General features: G+C 67.4%; 1 protein-coding gene and 1 pseudogene. Both read right to left on the reverse strand.

Annotated elements, in window-relative coordinates; all coding sequences use genetic code 11:
- Positions 1–463 (reverse strand): annotated as a pseudogene (locus C477_RS14865) (hypothetical protein); the annotation flags it as partial.
- A complete protein-coding gene (locus C477_RS14870) occupies positions 460–1,185 on the reverse strand; it encodes a hypothetical protein (protein WP_008895333.1) in 726 nt (241 codons plus the stop codon). The gene C477_RS14870 and the pseudogene C477_RS14865, both read right to left, overlap by 4 nt.
- Positions 1,186–1,418: the final 233 nt, after the last annotated feature.

Genomic DNA, 1,418 nt, shown 5'->3' on the forward strand with positions numbered 1-1,418 from the left:
TGATCGTCTCGTCTTCGATGGCGGCGAGCGTGGTCGTCGCCGCCCGCGCGGCGTCGCGCGCCTCGCGGGTCGTCCGCAGCGCGCGGTAGCGATCGTCGCCGGTCGCTTCGGCGGCCTCGTCGCGGTAGCCGCGGGCTTCGTCCCGTCGATCCGCGATCGACTGCCGAACGACGCCGTTGGGGACCGTCTCGGACTCGAGCGGGTCCGGAACGTCCGCCAGTAGCGTCTCGACGCGCTCGAGGCCGTCGTCGACGGCGTCCGACGCCGGACCCACCGGTACCGGCCACTCGATTTCCGGCGGTTCGGTCTCATCGGTGAGCACGTCGGCCGCGTCGGCCGCGGTGAACGACGATCCGTCGTCGTCGGTCCACGAGAGAGCGCTACAGCCGGCGAGCGCGGTGCTGCCGGCCGCGGCGACCCCCGCCAGGAACCGTCGGCGATGGCTACGGCCGCAGTCGTTCATCGCGGTTCCTCCGCGCTCGGAGCGTCAGTGTCGTTGGTTTCGGTTCCGTCAGTGTCGTTCGCGGTGTCGGTTCCGTCCATCTTGTTCGCCGCGGAGCCGTTCCCACCGCCGGCGTCGCTCGGACAGGTGGTGCGTTCGGAACTCCCTCGACTCGAGGGGGGATCGTCGTACGGGCGGTGGACGCGGACGAACACCGCTTCCGTGACGGACCTGTCCGCCTCGCACGGCTCCATCGGGGATTTCAGCGCTCGACAGTAGTTCGTCCGGAACTCGCCATCGGCCGCGCGGACGCTCAGCAGCCGTCGCCGATAGCAGTCGTCGATCGACCGCTGGTCGACGTAGATCGATTCGCCGTCGAAATCGGTCTCCTCGACGAACGCTCGAGCGGCGTCGACGTCGTCGTCCGCAGCGGCGCCGGTGAACCACAGCGCGGCGGCGTCGTCCTCGTCGGTGACGAAGAAATCGGCCAGATAGCGCGGCGCCCGTTTCTCTTCGTCGGCTTCCGCGGCGTCCTCGCTCGAGTAGGCGACGGGCGTGTCGTCCGCCGAGCGGATCGACAACGACTCGTACTCGTGGGTCGACTCGAGCGTGCCTCCCTCGGAGGTGGAGTGGCCGGAGACCGATTCGCCTTCGCTGAACTCGATGCAGCCGGCGAACGCGGCCGAAAGACAGCCGCTGCTCGCTGCGAGCAGCCGCCGGCGAGAGAGCGATGTGGAGGGCATCGACACCGAATTGGTAGTCTAACTGTAAATATATATTGATTGACTGTATTTGGAGGCGCGATTCTCCGATCGACGCTCTTCGTCGCGAGACGGCGAGTCGCGCCAAACGATCTTCGATGACCGCGAGGGATGAGCGAAGCGCCTGCTCGTCGACGAGAGAGGTGTCTTTAAGGCGGTGAGTCGGCAACAGCCGGGTATGGCAGACGACACGAACCAGACGGCAGACGGCGATA

Origin of the sequence: Haloterrigena salina JCM 13891, from assembly GCF_000337495.1 — an archaeon.
In the GTDB taxonomy this organism is placed as follows: domain Archaea; phylum Halobacteriota; class Halobacteria; order Halobacteriales; family Natrialbaceae; genus Haloterrigena; species Haloterrigena salina.

Bases quoted from the DNA above. Each gene is read 5' to 3' on its own strand.
- C477_RS14870 (WP_008895333.1), bottom strand. From the start codon at position 1,185: ATGCCCTCCACATCGCTCTCTCGCCGGCGGCTGCTCGCAGCGAGCAGC.